Raw genomic sequence first — 2,060 nt, forward strand, 5'->3', positions numbered from 1 at the left:
AAAAATGGAGCCCAAAAGCGCCCTGGAAGGGCCAAGACTAGCGGGAAACGCCGCAGAGTTGCCCAAAAAATAGGCAGCCTGAAAATCCTGCTCTGTTGCGCTTCATCAGGCGTGGAAATCAGGGGTTTTTAGAGGTTCCCATATGTCTTTCGCACTCTGCGTGCTCTCATAAAAATAGCTACGGAACTTTGTGTATCAAGCGGTAGAGGTGTATTTCTCTCCTAATCCAAGCAAAAAAGCCACCCGCCACCCCAACCAGCTGCTAAAGCTGTTGGGATTGCAGGTGGCTTCTTCTTTTAGCCGCTGGGTACTACTGTTCAGCGCGCCATCTCAATGAGCTCAATATCCTTCTTGAGCAGATCATTGATGAGAGCGGAGTAATCCACGCCCTTGGCGCTGGCCAGTGCGGCCAGGGTGGCTTGCACCTTCTGGTCCAGGTACACCGGTAAATTCAGCTGTGCGCCAGCTTTGTGGAACTGACCCCGCCGGGCTCCCGAGAAATCAATCTCTGCGGGCATATCGTTATCGTCGTTGATGGTTTGTGCATTCATGGTGTTCACCTCAAAAGCTTGGACGTTGGGGATTAACGAGGTTCATTCTCATACTGCTGGCGCTCACGTTTCGTAGCCTCCCGCGCAGAAATAATTCTTACCCCGACATGAATCGGCCCGGTGTGCTGGTAAGTGTGGGACACCGCCAGCAGCTTGCCCTCGCTGGACATACCCAGCGTAAACCAGCGCTCCTCGAACTCGCTGTGCGCGGCGTCGAACACCGTTAGCGCCAGCGCATCGAGTAGCACCGTGGTCGCTTGCACAAACGTCACGCCGTGCTTGGCGATATTCGATTGCGCCTTGACCGGATCCCATGTGATATCGAGCTGCAGCGCGCCGGGGAGGTTTGCGCCACTCATGCGGGCGCACCGGCCAGACGACGCGCCTGGTGCTTGAGCAGCATGCCGTCCAGCAGTTCCTTGACCACCATGCGTTCATTGCTGTCGAGTTGGGAGAGCGCCTCAAAGCGCAGCCGCAAATCCTCATCCGGCCCCCGCTCGCCTTCTTCAAACACCAGGCCATCCAGACTCACATGCAGCGCCTTGGCCAGTCGGATCAGGGCTTCCAAGGTGGGTTGGGCCGTCCCTGCCTCGTAACGGCGAATCTGGTTCACATGCAACTGAGCCGCCTCGGACAAGGTTTGCTGCGTGTAGTTGGCCGCTTTGCGCAGCTGGATCAAACGTGCTGGAAAGTGCATGGGCAAAAAGCCAAGTAAGTGCAATGCCATGACTGTAGAGCCCCATTCTGGAAACGGTTGACAAAACAACAGTATGAGGTACTAAAACAAAACATCAAAAGAGCATTGAAAAGCTGGGCTACAGCTAAGTGTACGACGAAGACGGAACCCTGCTGGGCGAATACGGCGCAGGCGGCAGCCAAAGCAGCGGCACCAGCCAATACGACAAGTGTGGTGTTACACGCTGTCCGGCACTGAAAACCGCGTCTTTTCGGCCAGGGCTGCGTTGCAAATCCTCGCGATACCAGCGGGTATCGCTGCGGTTTGCGCCTTGCCCTGACCCAAAATCCATCGGTTTTCACTGTGCCGCGCAGGGTGCACCACCACACTACCCGCCCACCGCCAACGGCCCCATGCCCATTGCCGCCGTGATCAAAGGCACCACCTATGCCGTGCACAGCGACCACCTGAACACCCCGCGCAAACTCACCCAGGGCAACGGTCAAACCGCATGGCAATGGGCGTACCTCAAAATTTCGGTTGCGCTACAACAGCGCACCAGTCAACCCGGTGGTGCTTTAGCAGTTCTTCTCAGCGCGCTGCGCGACTCACCGCCTCTTGTACTGCCGGGAGGGCATCCTCGTAGTTGAAGCCATTGGGGGTTTTCTGCAATGGGGTGCTGACCTGTTTGCTGAGCCAGTCACGCAGGCTCTGCATTTCGCCGGGGCGCACCAGGGGGTCGTGGCTGTCGCCTGCAAATCGGAACTCCGTCAGGTTCTCGGGGTGATTTTTGAATTTTTCCTGAAAGCCTACGGCCGGTTGCTGCTTGGTAC

The 2,060-nt window shown here is 56.9% G+C and carries 3 protein-coding genes and 1 pseudogene; all 4 read right to left on the reverse strand.

What is annotated here, in order from left to right; genetic code table 11:
- Positions 1-317: 317 nt before the first annotated feature.
- Positions 318-551 carry a hypothetical protein gene (locus ACK543_RS12540; RefSeq protein WP_409943179.1) on the reverse strand — a complete coding sequence of 78 codons (234 nt, stop codon included), beginning with the start codon at positions 549-551 and terminating at the stop codon, positions 318-320.
- A 32-nt stretch (positions 552-583) separates the two neighbouring features.
- Positions 584-910 carry a BrnT family toxin gene (locus ACK543_RS12545; RefSeq protein ID WP_409943180.1) on the reverse strand — a complete coding sequence of 109 codons (327 nt, stop codon included), beginning with the start codon at positions 908-910 and terminating at the stop codon, positions 584-586.
- On the reverse strand, positions 907-1,248 hold the full coding sequence (locus ACK543_RS12550) for a helix-turn-helix domain-containing protein (RefSeq protein ID WP_409943181.1): 342 nt from the start codon (positions 1,246-1,248) through the stop codon (positions 907-909). Before ACK543_RS12550 ends, ACK543_RS12545 begins: the two co-directional genes overlap by 4 nt.
- A 570-nt stretch (positions 1,249-1,818) precedes the next feature.
- Positions 1,819-2,060, reverse strand: a pseudogene (locus tag ACK543_RS12555) (hypothetical protein); the annotation flags it as partial.

Source organism: Acidovorax sp., assembly GCF_046341535.1.
Taxonomy (GTDB): Bacteria; Pseudomonadota; Gammaproteobacteria; order Burkholderiales; family Burkholderiaceae_C; genus Acidovorax.